Raw genomic sequence first — 14,756 nt, 5'->3', positions numbered from 1 at the left:
CCCCGTTTCCCCACCACCCCGATCAGGACCATGACTTCACACAGACCCACCCCCGCCTTCCGCTCCGCCTCCCGTTCCGTCTCCCGGACCGCACTCGTCCTCGGCGTGGCCGGCCTCCTCGCCGCCCTGGTGGCACCCCTCGCCGCGTCCGCCGATCCGGCGGACGCGCCGTCCGGCCCCTGCGGCCCGGCGGGCGTCTTCACCAGCTCGCCGCCCACCTGTACGTACGCCACCGCGGGCACGGACGTCTTCACCGTGCCCGCCGGGGTGAGCGCCCTCACCGTCGACCTGTACGGAGCCGAAGGCGGCAGCGCCGCCGGCTTCGTCTCCCCGAACCCGCCGAACGAGGGCGCACCCGGCGGCCTCGGCGGCCGGACCCACGCGGTCCTCGCCGTGACTCCCGGCCGGGCCCTCCAGATCACCAGGGGAGGCGTCGGCAGCTCCGGCACCTCCCGGCACGGCGAGTACGCCCGGCCCGGCGGCTTCGGCCACGGCACCGGCGGCGGCGGTGCGCACGGCGGCGGCGGCTCCGGCGGCGGCGCCTCCGACCTGCGCATCGGCGCCTTCGGCCCGGCCGACCGGATCCTGGTGGCCGGAGCCGGAGCCGGCGGCGGCGCCGGCAACGGCGGCCCCCTGCTGCGCGGCGGCAACGGCGGCGGGCCCGCCGGCGAGAACGGCGGCGAGGGCGGCGGTCCCGAGGGATCCGGCGCCGGCGGCACCGGCGGCACCCAGACCCAGCACGGCACCGGCACCCGGACCAACCCGATCGGCGCGGGGGGAGGCAACGCGAGCGACATCGACCAGTACACCGGCCGGCCCAACCCCGGCTCCGGCGGCACCGGGGGCAACGGCGGCCGCGGCGGCAACGGCGGCGGTGGCGGTGGCGGCGGCTGGCGCGGCGGTGGCGGCGGCTCCGGCGGCGGCAACCCCGGCAACCTCTACGGCGCGGGCGGCGGTGGCGGCAGCGGCTACGCGGCCGGAGCCGAGGCCGGTGTCTCCGGGGCCACCCTGGAGTCGGGGGTCCAGCGCGGCGATGGCAAGGCCGTCATCTCCTTCCGCTACGGGACGTCGACCACCCTCACCACGGACACCGCCACCCCGCTGTTCGGGCACGCCGTCGCCCTGACAGCGACCGTGACGGGCTCCGGGGACCCGGCTGCCGCCGCCCCCGGCGGCAGCATCACCTTCTCGGACGGGGCCACCCCGCTCGCCACCGTCGCACTCGACGCCGGACTGGCCCGCTTCACCACGAGCGCCCTGCGCCCCGGCGCCCACCGGATCAGCGCCGCCTACACCCCCGACGCCGACCACACGGCGAGCTCCACCGGTGAACCGGCCGAGGTCACCGTCGGGTTCAGCCGGCCCTGTATCACCACCGACCACCGCGGACCGCTGACCGTGGCGGGCGGGGAATCGCTGTGCATCGCCTCCGGCGGAAGCCAGAGCGGTCCGCTGACCGTCCGGCCCGGCGGCGCGCTGTCCGTAGCGGACGCCCGCGTCACCGGTCCGTTCTCCGCCGACGGGGCGCTCGCCGTGTCCCTCTGCGGATCCGCGCTGAATGGCCCGGTCGCCGTGCGCGACACCAGTGGTTCCGTGCTGATCGGCTCCGCCGCGGGCGAGGGGACGGGCCCCGACTGCGCCGGGAACACGATCACCGGTCCCGTCACCCTGGAGGCCAACACCGGGGGCGTCGAGGTGGCGGGCGGCCGGATCGTCGGACCGCTGCGCTGCGAGGCCAACGAACCGGCGCCGCGCGTCACCGCGACCACCGTGGCCGGACCCCGGTCCCGCCAGTGCCGGTGATCGCGGCCCCGTAGCGAGGCGGCCTCGTAGCGACGCAGCCCCTCGGCGACGCGGCCCCGTGACTCCGCGGGCCCGGCAGGAAGCCGGGCCCGCGGAGTTCAGAACGTCCGGTCCAGCAGCGCGAACAGCGCGGCCCAGTGCCGCTCGTCCGCGGCCGCGTCGTAGGAGCTCGTGTCCGCCAGGGTGTAGCCGTGCCCCGCGCCGTCGTACACCTCGGCCCGGTGGCGGACCCCCGCCTCCGCCAGGGCCTTCCCCAGCCGGTCGATCTCCTCGGCCGGCAGCGTCGGGTCCTGGTCCGCGTGGCCGAAGTACAGCTCGGCGGTGACCCGGTGCGCCACCAAGTGCGGACTGTCCGCCGCGTCCGTGGCCAGGAACCCGCCGTGGAAACCGGCCGCGGCGGCCACCCGTTCGGGATACGTACCGGCCGTGAGCAGGGCCAGCCGAGCGCCCAGGCAGTACCCCGTGATCGCCACCGGCCCGGCGGCCACGTCCGGGAGGCCCGCGAGCCGCTCCAGATAGGCCTCCGCGTCGCGCATCGCCAGCTCGGCGGTGAGCGATCGCAGGGCCGGTCCGATCCGGTCGGAGAGCTCCGGCTGCCGGTCGAAGTCGACGAACTCCGGCAGCTCGAACACCGGTGCGCGCCCGTGGCGGTAGAAGAGGTTGGGCATCAGCACCACGTGGCCGGCCGCCGCGATCCGGTCCGCCACCGACTTGACGTGCGGACGGATCCCGAGGGCGTTCACGTACAACAGCACGCCCGGGTGAGGGCCTTCGCCGTCGGGCCGGGCCAGATAGGCATCGGCGGTGCCGTCCCGAGTGACGACCTCCACCGTCGTCCGGACTACCTCGCATGCGGTCGTCATGGCCGTCCCCCTTTTTCGTTTGGCGAAGGCCGCAGACTACCGTGATCGGAGTCTTGCCCCGGAGTGTCCGGAAACCGCCCTCGCCGGGCCCCAACCGGGGGCGTACCGTGGTCCGATGCCAGTAGTGGACATCAGCGCCAGCGCGGAAGAGTTCGACGCCGACCCGTACGCCTTCTACGAGAGGATGCGTGCGGCGGGGCCCGTCCACCGGATCGTCCTCAATGCCGGCGATCCCGAGCCGAGCTGGATGATCGTCGGGCACGAAGAGGGGCGCCGCGCGCTCAACCACCCGGCCCTGTCCAAGGACTGGCGCACTTCGGGCAACTTCGCGGACGCCCAGATCAGCGCCGTGAGCTCCAACATGCTGGAATCCGACCCGCCCCACCACACCCGGCTGCGGCGTCTGGTCTCCAGGGAGTTCACCGCGCGCCGGATGGAGGGCATGCGGGCGCGGATCCAGCAGATCGCCGACGAACTGCTCGACGCGATGGCCACCGGGCCGGAGCGCGCCGGCGACCTGATCGAAACGCTGGCGTTCCCGCTGCCGATGACCGTCATCTGCGAGCTGCTCGGCGTCCCCGACCTCGACCGGGCCAGGTTCCGCCACTGGTCCAACGAGATCGTCTCCCCCACCTCGGTCGAAGCGAACGGCGCCGCGAACCGGGAGATGGGGACGTACCTCGTGGAGCTCATCGGGGCCAAGTCCAAGGACCCCGGCGAGGACCTGCTCAGCGCGCTGATCCGGGCCAGCGACGAGGACGGGGACTCCCTGTCCTCCGACGAGGTGATCGGGATGGCCTTCCTGCTGCTGATCGCGGGCCACGAGACCACCGTCAACCTCATCTCCAACGGGGTACGGGCCCTGCTCGCCCACCCGGAACAACTGGCCGCCCTGCGCGGAGACTTCGACGGACTGCTCGACGGCGCGATCGAGGAGATGCTCCGCTACGACGGCCCCGTGCAGCACACCACGTACCGCTACGCCCGCGAACCCCTCGACCTGGGCGGCACCGTCATCCCGGCCGGGGCCACCGTGTTCGTCTCCCTGGGCGGCGCCGACCGCGACCCCGCCCGCTTCGAGGACCCCGGGGCGTTCGACATCGGCCGCGCCCCGCAGGGCCACTTGGCCTTCGGTCACGGAATCCACTTCTGCATCGGCGCCCCGCTGGCCCGCATGGAGGGCCGCATCGCCATCCGTTCCCTGCTCGAACGCTTCCCCGACCTGGCCGAGGACCGGGCGGCCGGCCCGCCGGCCTGGCTGCCGGGCACCCTGATGCACGGCGTGAGCCGCCTTCCGGTCCGCTGGTAAGCCCGGGGACCGGCCCGTTCCGGACGTGCCGACGGACCGGACCGGGTGCAGCCGGGTCCGGCCCGTCGTCCGGTCGTCCCTACAGGTCGAGTTGGTACTGGACCGTCGTGTGCGTGGGCACGTAGGCGAGGCTGTCGCTGATGTGCCTCATGTGCGTGTTGCTGTCGGCGGTGTCGGTCAGGAGGCCGCCGAGGTCCGGATGGCGCGCGTGGGCCTGCCGGATGGACTCGGCCTTCATCCATCGGCCGAGCCCGTGCCCGCGGTGCTCGGGCAGCACGGCGGTGCCGTAGTGCTGGCCGTCACCCTTGCCGTCGCCGGGGACGACGAGCTCGGTGAACCCGGCGATCGAGCCGTCGGCCGTGTCGATGGCGACGACCGTGTGCAGCTGGTCCCCGCGGTCTTCGACGGCCTTCGCCGCGGCCCGGACCCGGTCCACGTCCCAGATCGTGATGCCGTGGTCGGTGTCCTCCATGGGCATGTCGTCCATGGCCCGGCGCGAGGCGGCGAACGTCCGGGCGAGGCCGTCGGGGACGGTTCCCCGCCATGACTCCAGACGGTAGCCGGGGTGCGGACGTTCGATGATCGCGGCGAGGGCGGCGGGGTCCACGTCGGCCAGCGCCAAGCGGGCGAACCTCAAGGTGAGCACCTTGCGGAAGCCGTGGGCCGGCAGGAAGTGATCGGCGGGCGATCCGGCCTCCGCCTGCGCGGTGACGCAGCGTCGGGCGTTGTCCCGAGCGGCGGCCACGGCGGCCTCGAGGAGCCTCGAGCCGATGCCCTCGCGCCGCTCCGTGGGATGGACGTGGAGGGTCAGCTCGGCCAGGTGCTCTTGTCCGCCGTCGAACAGGCGCAGGAAGGCCGTCCCGACGGGGATGGAGTCGGCGTCGGAGGCCAGCCACGCGAGGCGTCGGCTGTGTGCCCCGTGAGCGGGGTCGGTCAGTGGGGTGATGCGGAGCGACAAGGTGTCTCCGTCGTGAGGAGGCGGAAGGGATCGGTGCGCGGGCTCTCCTGCTGGGCACTCGTGCGCATGTGCTCCACACCTCCTCGTCGACAGTGCCGGGTCGGAACGCCCCGGACGGCTCGGGCGAACCTAGCCGGGCCACCGGTTCCTGGGCAATGGATTAACGGGACGGGACGGCCGGGGCTGGTCAGTCGGCGGCGCCCCGCGCCAGGAGGCGTACGGCCTGTTCCAGGCGGGCCCGCCGGGTCTCCGGGGTGAGGGCCTGGAGGAGGGGCAGGGCGACGAGGTAGCGCCCGGTCCGGTCCAGGGCCTCGAAGGCCGCCCGGGCGGCCGGGTCCCCGGCCAGGGCCTCGGCGAGGTCCGGCGGCACCTCCGCCGTCCGCTGGGAGGCGTAGGCCCCCGCCCAGCGGCCGTCCTCCTGCGCCTTGCGCACCTCGGCGAGCCCCGGTTCGCGCATCCGTCCCAGGGCCGTCAGCTCGGTCACCTTGTCGACATTGACCTGCGACCAGAGGCTCCTGGGCCTGCGGGGCACGTACTTCTGCAGGTAAAACCGCTCGTCCAGGGACCGGCGCTGCCCGGAGATCCAGCCGTAGCAGAGCCCGATGTCGACCAGCTCGTCCGAGGAGACGGAAGCGATCCCGGACGCCTTCTTCGCCAGCCTGACCCACACGCCCTCGTGCCGGGTGTGGTGCCCGGCCAGCCACTCCTCGAAGGCCGCGCCGTCGGCGAACGCGATGACCTCGACGCCGTCCGGCGCGTCCGGCTCCTCCAGCTCGTTCATGCGGCCACATTAGTGGCCGCCCCCCGGAACGGACCGGGTGCCCGGCTGCGGGATAATGATCGCCGGTGCGGGCCCGGTTCGCACCGGTCAGCGCAGCGACCCGAGATGGAGCCCCCGATGGACGTACGCCACTTCGAGCGGATCACCGCCTTCATCGAGGCGCGGCTCACCCCGCTCTTCGCCGAGGAGACGGGCGGCGAGAACGGCTTCGGGATGGACGACACCTCCCGCGCCCTGCGCGCCCTGCGCAACGCGGCCCTGGAAGCCTCGGTGGCCAAGAGCCTCATCGCGCAGCGGGAGACGGCCGAGCCGGCCGTCCGCCGGGTCATCGACCAGGCGGTGGAGCACCACTGGGACGTGCTGCGCGGCATCGCCCGCCAGTGGGAGGACCACGCCGACTTCGTCCGCGAGTTCAAGCGCCACGCGTGGGAGCTCGACGAGGCCCCCGCGGCGGCCGTGGCCCCGTAGCCCCTAGCCCCTAGCCCGTAGCTCCTCGGCCGGGCCCCGGCTCGCCGGCCGGGGCTACCGCAGGTCCATGCCCGGGTCGTCGATCACGCGCTCCTGCTCGCTCTGCTCGCGCAGCCGGCGCGCCTTGTCCCGCAGTCGCCGGCTCTCGTCGGGGTCGGTCGAGCGGGTGGCGGCCTCGTCGAGTTCCTGCGCCTTGTCGCGCAGCTGCCGGGACCGGCCGTGGGATTCGCCTGCACTCATGATCACTCCTGGGCGCTGTGGGGGGACGCCGGGCGGCTTTCAGCGAACCAGCAGGACACCGCGGGCGCATCTCGAACGCCGCCCGCGGTCACGTACGGTCACCACCAGTAGGCGGGGTACCTCGGCGCCTTGCGGCGCACGCGGGAGGCCGCGTACCCGGTCAGGACGATCAGGACCGTCGACCCGAACAGCAGCGGGACGAACCGGGCCGCCGCCGGACTCTGGAGCACGACCACCACGGCGGTGGCGCAGGCGGGTGAATGCGGGGTGCGCGCGGCCATGACCAGCGCCAGCGTCACACCGGCGGCCACGGCGGCCCCCCAGGCACTGCTTCCGGCCACGGCCAGCACGCCGTAACCGACGGCCGCTCCCACCATGTGCCCGATGATCACCCCGCGCGGCTGCGCCAGCGGCAGCGTGGGCGCGCTGTGCACGAGGGCGGCGCTGGCCGCCAGCGGGGGGATGAGGATCGGCTCGTGGATCATCGCTCCGACCGCCACGAGCCACAGCAGGACCGCCGTGGCGGCGCTGATGCTGTGGATCGCGGCGGCGGCCGTGGGCCGGGCCGGGGCCCGGCCGCCGCTCATCCGGCGGCGGGGCGCCCCGGGGACTTGGGCCCCGGGGGAGCCGGCGGCGTCCGGGGAGCCGGAGGCGTCGGGGGACGAAGCGGGGTGGAGCGCGGTACTCATGGCGGCAGGTTTCCGGGCAGGGCGGCCGTCGGCCGGGCAGGGGCGGTACGGGGACCCTATCCGGAGCCCCGTCGCCGCCCGTCCCCGGGTCCGCCCGGCGGGGCGCACCCGGGGACGGCGACCGTCACGCGTTGGGGTCGAAGGGGATTCCGGCCGGTTTGGCCTTGGCCAGGTGGCCGTTGAACTGGCCGTCCTTGATGCCGAGCAGGGCGCTGCCGAAATCGGCCTGGCTCAGCTTGTCGCGCAGCCCGGCGGGGTAGCCGTTCCAGCCGACCAGCGTCGGGTACTGCCAGGTCCCCTTGTGGTTCTCCGGCGGCTCGTCGTTGGAGTTCGCGGCACGGAAGCAGTGCGTGCTCCAGCCGTCCTTGTGGTAGACGATCTTCGGGTGGGTGCCGTCGAAGCGGATCTGCGAGGCGGCGTGGACCTTGAAGTTGCCGTGCTCCGAGGTGGAGACGTAGGCGACCTGGTTGTTCTGGATCCACACCACGACGTGCTCCCAGTCGTGCCGGTGCCCGGCGCTGCCGGGGCCGAGGGAGACCTGGTCCTTCTCGAAGTAGAGCGCGTACATGACGGCGCACCAGCCGTTGTTGCACTTCGCGCGGGAGTAGCCGTTGGTGTTGTCGAGGTCGGAGAGGTCGCGGCACTGGCCGTTGACGTCGCCGCCCATCTTCAGGCCCCCGTTGAGGGTGCCGTCCGGACCGATGGCGGGACTGGAGTAACAGCCGTCGCGGTCGTAGTCGTAGGCCGGCTGGAAGGTCTGCTCCAGCCCGTCCGCGTTGCCGGGCAGGGCCGGGGGCGGAGCCGCGTACGCGATCCCCGGGACGGCGAGGACCAGCGTCGCGGCCCCCGCCGTGGCGGCGAGCATCCTGCGGGCCCGCCGGCCCGGCCCCCTGCGGGAACGTTTCACGGGCGGTACGTCGGCCATCGTGTCCTCCTCATCGGTCACACGGGCAACGCCCGTGCGGGAATGCGGAGTTCAGCTTTCCCGGCTCCCGCCCCCAGGCCAAGGGGCGGGAGCCTCCCGGTGTCCGGGAATCGCCGTCAGCGGTTCTCGGGGAGGTCCGCCTCCGCCGCGGCCGGGGCGAAGGCGAAGCCGCGCGCGGCGGCCTTGCCGGCGACCGGCGCCTTGCCGCAGAAGGCGGCTTCCAGGGTGCCGCCGAGGGCGGTGTTGGCCTGGCCGCGGTTGGAGGTGTTCGCCATGGCGGAGAGGGAGCTCTTGCCGTCCCGGGTGGTGAACGCGTAGGTGTAGAAGCCCTGCACGGTGCCCGTGTGCCCGTAGACCTGCGCACCGCAGGAGAGGTCGTAGCGGCGCAGGCCCAGCCCGTAGAACCGGGTGTTCGTGGCGTCGGTCGGCGTCACGGTGAGCATGGCGTCCAGCGTGGCCGGGCGCAGCAGCTTCCCGCCGAGCAGGGAGGACATGAAGGTGCTGAGGTCGGCCGCGCTGGAGATCATCGCGCCCGCGGACTGCGCCCAGGAGACGGTCTGTTCGGTGGAGTCGACCAGCGGGGCGCCGGCCTCGTCCGGGTGGAGGTAGCCGTTGGCGTGCAGGCCCTTGATGGCCGTGCCGGGGTGGACGTAGGAGGTGTTCTTCAGCTTGAGGGGCTTGATGATGCGCCGCTCGTACTCCTTGGCCACGGACTTGCCGGTGGCCTTCTCGATCAGCATCCCGACCACGACGAAGTTGGTGTTCGAGTACTTGTAGGCCACCCCGGGCTCGGTGGTCCTCGGCTCGGCGAGCGAGAGGCCGACGAGCTCCTGGTACGTGAACACCTTGTTCCGCACCGCCTCGAAGCCGGGCACGGTGTGCTCGAACATCGCGTTTGTGTAGTCCGCCAGGCCGCTGCGGTGGGTGAGCAGGTGGCGCACCGTGATCCGGTCGTCGGGCAGCAGGCCCGGAAGATAGGAGTTGACCGGCCGGTCCAGCTCGATCCGCCCCTCGTCCACCAGTTGGAGGAGGACCACCGAGGAGAACGTCTTGGTGACGCTGCCGATGCGGAAGCGGGCCCGCGTGTCCATCACCGCGCCGGTGGTCCGGTCCCGTACGCCCTCGACCCGGGTCCGGACCCCGTCCGGACCGGTGAAGCGGGCCATCGCCCCGGGGGCCCCGGCCGCCGTCGTGTTGCGCAACGCCTGGGTCAGCGCCTCCAGATCGGGCGCGGCGGCCGGCTGGAGCGGAGCCTGGGCGGCGGAACCGTGCGCGGTCGCCGCGTGGGCGGCGGTGGCGGGCAGCGTACCGCCGGCCACGACGGCGAGCAGGGCGGCGCCGACGGCCAGACGCCGTGCGCGGGGGAGGGACGGAAGGGTGGACTGGTGCGACGGGTACGACAGGTACGCAGACGGGCGCACGTTGCTCCTCGAAATGGGCCGGGCCGGCCGGCTTGGGGGGTTTGTGGTTCGTTTCCGACCTTACGGATGATCAACGACAGGTAGGCACGTTTTCCAGCCAAGCCGCCCCGCGGACGTAAATATTCGTCATCCACGCCTGATAGTCCGGAAGGTAGGACCAGGCGTCATTGGTGTAGCCGTCCGAGGTCACGGACTCCGCGTGCTTCTGGCACCCGACGCGGATGGTCGTCGGCCCGGGGAAGGCGTAGACGCGGGCGGCCCCCGTCGCGGGCTGCTCCTTGGTCCAGACACCGGTGCCCCAGGTCTGGAACACGTGTCCCGTGACCGGGCCGGTGTCCACGCGGACCGCCCCGTGATAGCCGTTCGACAGCCGGGCGTCGGTGACCTCACTGACCATCAGCTTGGTGCCCGACTGGCGGGCCTCCGCGACCTTCCCCGCCCCGAGGTAGAGGGCGATGTGGTGCAGGTCGCGGGAGGTCCCCCACACCAGCAGGTCGCCGGGGAGCAGCGGCGCGAGCCCCTGGGCGGCCGTGAAGCGGGCGGCCGCCCGGTGCGTGTAGTACTGCGCACTGGCCACCCCGTCGAGCGGGTCCGAGCCGGTGGCCCGCGCGTACGCGTGGCGGACGAACCCCGAGCAGTCGAAGCCGAGCCGTTCGGGATCGTGCTCGCTCGCCGGATCGGTGGGGTCCACCTGCCCGTACGTGGCACCGGGCGTGGGGCCGTGACCACCGCCCCAGGTGTACCAGACCCCCTTTCCCACCTGTTCGCAGCCGGCGGCGACGGCGCGCTCGGCCGCCGCCGAGGCCCCGGGGGCCAGGACCCGGCAATCGCCCTCGGCGGCCGCCGGGACGGCGGGGGTGCAGAGGAGCACGGCCAGGAGCGCGAGGAGCGTGCCGATGAGACCTGTGCGGCGCCACACGGCGCGATGCACGGCGCGATGCACGGCGGGAGACACGGCGGGAGGCGAGAGAGGCGGCGAGAGGGGAGACGCAGCGGGAGGCGCCATGGGAGACCTCGTTTCACGGGGCGTGGTGGTGGCGAAGCGCGGCCGTCCGACCGGCATTCGACCGGCGGCGCCGCACTCGCGACCAGCCTGTCGGCCCCCGCCGCGCCCCGTCGAGAGCCGGACGCGGCACCACCCGAACGGGCAACGGGAAACCCTGGAGGAAACCCCGGACGGCTTAGGAGACGGCCTGGCAGCGGCGCGCCGCCCCGGCGGGCAGACCGGGCGCCAGAGCCTGCCGCTCCCGCGGTCCCAGGCGGCCCACCGTCCGGCAGATGGCCGCCAGTCGGGCGCCGGGGTCCGGGTCCCACAGCCGCACGGTGCCGTCGTTGCTGCTGCTCGCCAGGGTCCGCCCGTCGGGGGAGAAGACGACCCCCCACACCGCGTTGGTGTGACCCGACAGCGCCGCCAGCAGCCGCTGACCGGGGACGTCCCACAGCCGCACCGTACGGTCGTTGCCGCTGCTCGCCAGGGTCCGCCCGTCGGGGGAGAAGGCGACGGCCCGCGCCGATCCCGTGTGCCCGGTCAGCACCGCCGTGACGCGCCGCTGCTCCGCGTCCCACAGCCGTACGGTGCCGTCGTTGCCGCTGCTCGCCAGGGTCCGCCCGTCCGGGGCGAAGGCGACGGCCCGCACCGCCCCCGCGTGACCGCTGAGCGCGGCGAGCGGGCGGCGCCCGGCCACGTCCCACAACCGGACGGTCAGATCGTCCCCGGCGCTGGCCAGGGTCCGCCCGTCGGGGCTGAAGACCACGTCGTTGGCGAAGTCGGTGTGCCCGGTGAGGGTGGCGAGGGGAGTACGGGCGGCGGTGTCCCAGAGGCGTACGGTGCCGTCGGCTCCGGCGGAGGCGAGGGTGCGGCCGTCGGGGGCGAAGGCCACTGAGAACACGGTCCCGGTGTGTCCGGTGAGGGTGGCGAGAGGAGTACGGGCGGCGGTGTCCCAGAGGCGTACGGTGCCGTCGGCTCCGGCGGAGGCGAGGGTGCGGCCGTCGGGGGCGAAGGCCACCGAGAACACCGTCTCGGCGTGCCCCGAGAAAGTGGCCAGAACCCGCCGTTCGGGCACGTCCCACAGCAGCACGGTGTGGTCTGCGTCCGCCGTCGCCAGGAGCTTCCCGTCGGGGCTGTACGCGGCGTGCCACACCTCCGTGAACGGACGCGCCGTCAGCACCGGACCCCGCAGGTCCCAGAGCACGACGGACTGGTCGAACGCGGCGGTGGCGAGCACCGACCCCGCCGGATCCACGGAGACGGCGAGCACGTAGTCGGTGTGGCCGGCCAGCGTGGCCGTGAGCCGGCCGCCGCGGACGTCCCACAGCCGGGTGGTGCCGTCGCCGCCGCCGCTGATGACGGTGGTGCCGTCCGGCGTGTAGGCCACGGAGTTGACGTCGTCGCTGTGCCCGGCCAGCGTCGCGGCCGCGCGCCGCCCGCCGACGTCCCACAGGCGCACCGTACGGTCGACCCCGCCGGTGGCGACCGTACGGCCGTCCGGCGCGAAGGCCGCGCCCAGCACCTCCCCGGCGTGCCCCTCCAGCACACCGGCCGGCTCCGCCCGCCGCGTGTCCCACAGCCGTACGGTCCCGTCGGCGCCGGCCGATACGAGGCTCCGGCCGTCCGGGGCGTACGCCAGGGTGTTGACCCGCGCGGTGTGCCCGGTCAGGACGGCGCGCACGCCGTGTTCCCCGGCCGTGTCCCGCAACTGGACGGTCCCGTCGGCGGTGGCCACGGCGAGGGTGCCCCCGTCGGGGGCGAAGGCCACCGCCCGGGCGCCCGCCGTGCTCGGGGGCAGCAGCGACACGGAGCCGCCGCCCGCTCCGCCGTCCGCGCCGAGCGGCCAGAGCCGGACCGGGCCGTCGGTGGAACCGGCAGCCAGGGTCCGCCCGTCGGGGCTGAAGGCGACCGCGCGCACCCGGCCGGGCGCGGTGAAGGCGGCGACGGGGCTCCGGTCGGCCACCCGCCTCAGCAGCACCTTCCCGTCGGAGCCGGCCGTCGCCAGCAGCCGGCCGTCCGGCGCGAAGGCCACCGCGTTGACCGGCCCGCCGTGTCCGTCGAGCCGTGCCAGGAAGGGCTGGGACTGGGTACTGAGCAGGGCGCCGCGCGCCTCGGGCGTCGCTTCGGCCCGGTAGGCCTCCCCGGCGAGCAGCATGGAGGCCTCGGGCTGGCCGGCGGACAGCGACAGCGACCGGGCCGCCAGCGCCTGGGAACGGGCGGTCCGCTCCTGGGCGAGCGCCCCCGCGCGCTGCTGGTACGCCACCCCGCCGGCGGTCAGCGCCAGCAGCAGCAGGACGACGAGCGTGGCCAGCATCCGCTGGTGCAGGCGGACCCGGAGCAGCTCCTGACGGTGGCGGGTCTCCTCCGCGGCCCGGCTCGCGTCGAGGAAGGACGCCTCCCGGGGGCCCAGCCGGCTGCGGCCGTCCAGCTCGTCGGCCCAGGTGCGGGCGGTGGCGAGGCGGCTGCCGCGGTAGAGCACGGACGGGTCGCGGGCCTCGCGCACCCATTCGTCGGCGGCCTGGGCCAGGTGCTGGTGGACGAGCAGCCCGGCCCGGTCGGCGCGGATCCAGCCGCGCAGCCGGGGCCAGGCGTGCAGCAGGGCCTCGTGGGTGATCTCGACGGTGTCGCTGTCCGCGCTGATCAGCCGGGCCCGGACGAAGGCGTCGAGGGCGGCCGCGGCCCGCACGGTGTCGGCCTGCCCCTCCAGCAGGGCGGTGCGGCCCATCCGGCGCCGGGTCGGCCCCGTGCCGTCGGCGATGTGCACCAGCCGGACGAGGAGCCGCCGGACCATCCGCTGCTCGGCCGGATCCAGCTTGGCGAACACCTGCTCGGCGCTGCGGGCCACGGCGCCCTGGAGGCCGCCGGCGTACTCGTATCCCGCGACGGTCAGCGTGGCTCCCTCGCGCCGCTGCCAGGTGGCCATCAGCGCGTGGGACATCAGGGGCAGGGCGCTGGAAGGAGCCTCCCCGGGCCAGGCGTCCGGCCCGCCGCCGGCGCGGGCCCCGGGGTCCGCGGCACCGGGATCCCCGGCGCCCGGTTCCCGTACGGGGTCCCGTACGTCCGCGTCCCGCAGCAACAGCGGGACCAGCCCCGGCTCCAGGACGAGCCCGGCGAGCTCCGCCGGGCGCGTGATCGATTCCCGCAGCTCCGCCACGGACATCGGGGGCAGGACGAACAGCCCGTCGCTGAACACGGCGGCCAGCTCCGGCAGGTCCAGGCACTCCCCGGAGAAGTCGGCCCGCACACCGAGCACGACGACGGCGGGGTCGTACCCGGCCCCGGGCGGCGCGGCCGGTGGAGGAACCGGGGGAGAGGCCGGGGAAACGCCCGGCGGCGAGGCCAGGGCGAGGAGCACCCGTACGAAGGCCCGGCGCTCCTCCTCGTCGGAGCAGAGGGTGAACAGCTCTTCGAACTGGTCGACCAGCAGCACCGGCCGCACCGTCGGGAGCCTGCGCCCGCCCGCGCCGGGGAGGGGGCCGATGCCGGACGTCAGCCGGTGGACGGATTCGAGCAGCAGTTCCGGGCGGGCCCTCAACCGTTCCGGGTTGACGCCGAGATCGCCCCCCACCACCTTGGCGGTGGCGTCGAGCAGTTCCCGCAGCGGGTGCGCGGTGGGGGTGAACCGGACGACCGGCCAGCCGTCGGCCCCCGGCGCCGGGAAGCCGCCGCTCCGCAGCGCCGGTACCAGACCCGCGCTGAGCAGCGAGGACTTGCCCGCGCCCGATCGGGCGACGAGGAGCAACGGGCCCTGGCCGAGCCGGTCGTGGACCCGTTCGACGAGGGCGGCCGTGGCCCGCTCCCGGCCGAAGAACCACCGGGCGTCCTGCGGGGTGAACGCCGACAGACCGCGGTAGGGGCACGCGCCGTCCGCCTGCGGACCGCGCTGGTGGGGCGGACCGGCCGGACCGGCTCGCGATCCTGCCGGGGGCGGCCCGGACCCGTCGATGCCGGGGGCGAGTTCCGGTACCAGCCCCAGGAGTTCGCCCTCGGCCCCGAGGGCCCGGTCGCAACTGCGGGCCACGTCGTGGGTGACCGGCTTCGCGCCGGTCTCGATCTTGCTGAGGTAGCCCTTGCTGTAGTGCGTCCGGCGGGCGAGCTCGCCCAGCGACAGGCCGCGCTGCACGCGCAGCCTTCTCAACCGGGCGGGAAAGGCCGCCGCTGTCCCGCTCGCGCGGTCCGGATCCCCCAAGAGGTCCCCCATGGCAATGTGCGCCCAGGCTGTGAGAGGCAGGTGCCCAGGCTAGCGCGGGGGTCGGACGGCCGACCGGCCAAGCGTGCGGTGTGGCGTGAAACGACGGCGTTCCGGAGCCC

At 74.5% G+C, this 14,756-nt stretch carries 12 protein-coding genes; 3 read left to right on the top strand and 9 right to left on the bottom strand.

Annotated features, from left to right (window positions below):
- Positions 1 to 30: 30 nt before the first annotated feature.
- The gene (locus ACFYYB_RS00960) at positions 31 to 1,803 is read left to right on the top strand and encodes an Ig-like domain-containing protein (protein WP_389432423.1); all 1,773 of its coding nucleotides are present in this window, start codon (positions 31 to 33) and stop codon (positions 1,801 to 1,803) included.
- A 98-nt stretch (positions 1,804 to 1,901) separates the two neighbouring features.
- On the opposite strand, the gene ACFYYB_RS00955 is transcribed toward ACFYYB_RS00960, so the two are convergent.
- Positions 1,902 to 2,666 (bottom strand): dienelactone hydrolase family protein, encoded by a 765-nt coding sequence (locus tag ACFYYB_RS00955; RefSeq protein ID WP_389432422.1) that lies wholly within the window; start codon positions 2,664 to 2,666, stop codon positions 1,902 to 1,904.
- Positions 2,667 to 2,781: 115 nt separating this feature from the next.
- On the opposite strand from ACFYYB_RS00955, the gene ACFYYB_RS00950 reads away from it, so the two are divergent.
- Positions 2,782 to 3,975 (top strand): cytochrome P450, encoded by a 1,194-nt coding sequence (locus ACFYYB_RS00950; RefSeq protein ID WP_389432421.1) that lies wholly within the window; start codon positions 2,782 to 2,784, stop codon positions 3,973 to 3,975.
- A 79-nt stretch (positions 3,976 to 4,054) separates the two neighbouring features.
- Here ACFYYB_RS00950 and ACFYYB_RS00945 read toward each other — a convergent pair whose 3' ends face one another.
- Positions 4,055 to 4,933: a GNAT family N-acetyltransferase gene (locus tag ACFYYB_RS00945; protein WP_389432420.1), complete on the bottom strand. Its 879-nt coding sequence runs from the start codon at positions 4,931 to 4,933 to the stop codon at positions 4,055 to 4,057.
- A gap of 187 nt (positions 4,934 to 5,120) precedes the next feature.
- The gene (locus ACFYYB_RS00940) at positions 5,121 to 5,714 is read right to left on the bottom strand and encodes a YdeI family protein (protein ID WP_389432418.1); all 594 of its coding nucleotides are present in this window, start codon (positions 5,712 to 5,714) and stop codon (positions 5,121 to 5,123) included.
- Positions 5,715 to 5,831: 117 nt separating this feature from the next.
- Between ACFYYB_RS00940 and ACFYYB_RS00935 the strand changes: the two genes are divergently transcribed.
- The gene (locus tag ACFYYB_RS00935) at positions 5,832 to 6,182 is read left to right on the top strand and encodes a hypothetical protein (RefSeq protein WP_389432416.1); all 351 of its coding nucleotides are present in this window, start codon (positions 5,832 to 5,834) and stop codon (positions 6,180 to 6,182) included.
- A gap of 54 nt (positions 6,183 to 6,236) precedes the next feature.
- Here the strand turns inward: ACFYYB_RS00935 and ACFYYB_RS00930 are convergent, their stop codons facing one another.
- From ACFYYB_RS00930 to ACFYYB_RS00905, 6 genes are all read right to left on the bottom strand, one after another.
- Entirely contained in the window at positions 6,237 to 6,422 is a 186-nt protein-coding gene (locus ACFYYB_RS00930) for a DUF6381 family protein (protein ID WP_284717145.1), read from the bottom strand.
- A gap of 98 nt (positions 6,423 to 6,520) precedes the next feature.
- The gene (locus ACFYYB_RS00925; protein WP_389432414.1) at positions 6,521 to 7,111 is read right to left on the bottom strand and encodes an HPP family protein; all 591 of its coding nucleotides are present in this window, start codon (positions 7,109 to 7,111) and stop codon (positions 6,521 to 6,523) included.
- A gap of 124 nt (positions 7,112 to 7,235) precedes the next feature.
- Positions 7,236 to 8,036 (bottom strand): NPP1 family protein, encoded by an 801-nt coding sequence (locus ACFYYB_RS00920; RefSeq protein ID WP_389432413.1) that lies wholly within the window; start codon positions 8,034 to 8,036, stop codon positions 7,236 to 7,238.
- Between the two features lie 116 nt (positions 8,037 to 8,152).
- Entirely contained in the window at positions 8,153 to 9,367 is a 1,215-nt protein-coding gene (locus ACFYYB_RS00915) for a serine hydrolase domain-containing protein (RefSeq protein ID WP_389433434.1), read from the bottom strand.
- 160 nt (positions 9,368 to 9,527) lie between these two features.
- Positions 9,528 to 10,376, bottom strand: a complete 849-nt coding sequence (locus ACFYYB_RS00910) for a C40 family peptidase (protein ID WP_389433433.1) — start codon at positions 10,374 to 10,376, stop codon at positions 9,528 to 9,530.
- A 262-nt stretch (positions 10,377 to 10,638) separates the two neighbouring features.
- The gene (locus ACFYYB_RS00905) at positions 10,639 to 14,646 is read right to left on the bottom strand and encodes a helix-turn-helix domain-containing protein (protein WP_389432411.1); all 4,008 of its coding nucleotides are present in this window, start codon (positions 14,644 to 14,646) and stop codon (positions 10,639 to 10,641) included.
- Between the last annotated feature and the right edge of the window lie 110 nt (positions 14,647 to 14,756).

Origin of the sequence: Streptomyces sp. NPDC002886, assembly GCF_042888445.1 — a bacterium.
GTDB lineage: Bacteria > Actinomycetota > Actinomycetes > Streptomycetales > Streptomycetaceae > Streptomyces.
The sequence above is the reverse complement of the archived record's forward strand: the minus strand, read 5'-3'. Positions and strand labels throughout refer to the sequence as shown.